General features: G+C 54.1%; 2 protein-coding genes and 1 pseudogene. All 3 read left to right on the top strand.

Annotation, left to right across the window (positions count from 1 at the left end; translation table 11 throughout):
- Positions 1-371, top strand: a pseudogene (locus tag CPT76_RS15755) (NADPH--cytochrome reductase); the annotation flags it as partial.
- Positions 372-482: 111 nt separating this feature from the next.
- Positions 483-1301: a GNAT family N-acetyltransferase gene (locus CPT76_RS41465; protein ID WP_105443555.1), complete on the top strand. Its 819-nt coding sequence runs from the start codon at positions 483-485 to the stop codon at positions 1299-1301.
- 75 nt (positions 1302-1376) lie between these two features.
- On the top strand, positions 1377-1828 hold a 452-nt coding region (locus CPT76_RS15745), incomplete at its 3' end, for a GNAT family N-acetyltransferase (protein WP_105444104.1).

Genomic DNA, 1828 nt, shown 5'->3' with positions numbered 1-1828 from the left:
CGCTGGGCGAGGCTCATCTGTACTTTGGCTGCAGACATCCGGAGCATGATTACTTATACCGTGAGGAGTTTGAACAGGCGGAAAAGGACGGCGTGGTGACGCTCCATACGGCGTTCTCCAGAGTAGAGGGCACGGATAAATGCTATGTCCAGCATCTGATGAAGCAGGACGGCGAGCTGGTGCTGAAGCTGCTCGAGGCCGGGGCTAAGCTGTACATTTGCGGCGACGGCTCCCGGATGGCACCCCAAGTAGAAGAGACACTGATAGGCTCCTATCGGGACAAACACGGGGCGAGCCCAGAAGAAGCAGCCGGGTGGCTTGCCGGGCTCGAATCGGCAGGAAACTATGTGAAGGACGTATGGGCAGGTTGAACTCCCGGCGGTCTGATTTCGGGGCAGGCTTCATTTTACTGATTGCTTCCTTGCTGTCCGCAAATATATGATGAAGGTGAGGGTAAGGACGATCAGGAAGGAGCAAACCAGGTGAATTATGAAATCAGAATCGCGAGCACGGATGAAATAGAGCTCGTTCACCAGACGATGATGCTGGCTTTTGAAGAATATCGGGGCCGGCTTCATCCGCCCTCAGGCGCTTTGTCGGAAAATACCGAAACGATCCTGAGCAAAATCAGCGAACATGGGGGCGGAGCCCTTCTGGTTTGGTCCGGTGACAAGCCTGTAGGATCGGCGCAGTATTTCTTCCGAGAGTCCTTTTTGTACGTCGGCAGGCTATCTGTCATTCCCGAGGCCCGCGGCCAGGGATTGGGCAAGGCCATCATGAAGCATTTCGAGAAACTCGCTGCACAGCTTCGTTATTCCGAGATCCGGCTGGGAGTCAGGTTGTCGCTTCCAGAAAACCTCCGGTTCTACCGGAAGCTGGGCTATGAAATCGCTGAGGAGCATGAATATCCTGAACGAACGGATGGTTGGTACATCATGAGCAAACAAGTGCGGAGTGAACACGGTATGATCAGCAAAGACAACGCGGAGCATTACGTATGGGGAAACGATTGTGACGGATGGCGGCTGGTTGATGAAGAGACGGTTAGCATCATTCACGAGAAGATGCCGCCGGGGACAAGTGAGCAAAGGCATTATCACGCCAGAGCGGGGCAGTTTTTCTTCGTGTTGTTTGGCACACTCGATATTGAAATCGAAGGTACGGTGCATACGTTATCTGCCCATCAGGGAATGAGGGTGCAGCCGGGAGCGGTGCACCAGGTCATGAACCGATCGGCGGAGCCGGTCGAATTTATGGTCTACTCCCAGCCTAATTCGCGGGGGGACCGGACGCTTGCTTAGGATTACGAATGGAACGGCCATATTACGGACATGTAATACACGATGAGGAGGAAGCATACGATGTCCCAAAGAAGCATTACGATCCGGGAGGCGCGACTCGAGGATCTGCACGAGCTTGCCGCAATTTTTGACTTATACCGGATATTTTATGGTCAGGAGACGGACGTTGAAGGGGCGGCAGCCTTCTTGTTCGAACGAATGGAGAACCGGGAATCGGTCATCCTGATCGCCGAGGACGTGGAGCAGGGCCGGATCGCTGGGTTTACCCAGCTGTATCCGGCGTTTTCCTCCATCTCCATGAAACGGTCCTATATCTTGAACGATTTGTACATACGGGAGCAATACCGCAAGCAGGGAATCGCCCGTCTGCTGCTTGAAGCGGCCAAGCGGCACGCCAAGCTGGCCAAGGCGAAGGGGCTGTCCTTGTCCACGGCGGTAACGAATGTACGTGCCCAGCAGCTCTACGAACAAAGCGGATACGTTCGGGACGAACAGTTTANCCATTATGATTTAACAACTCTGGATTA

Origin of the sequence: Paenibacillus sp. AR247, assembly GCF_002968895.1 — a bacterium.
Classification (GTDB): domain Bacteria; phylum Bacillota; class Bacilli; order Paenibacillales; family Paenibacillaceae; genus Paenibacillus_AQ; species Paenibacillus_AQ favisporus.
The sequence above is the reverse complement of the archived record's forward strand: the minus strand, read 5'-3'. Positions and strand labels throughout refer to the sequence as shown.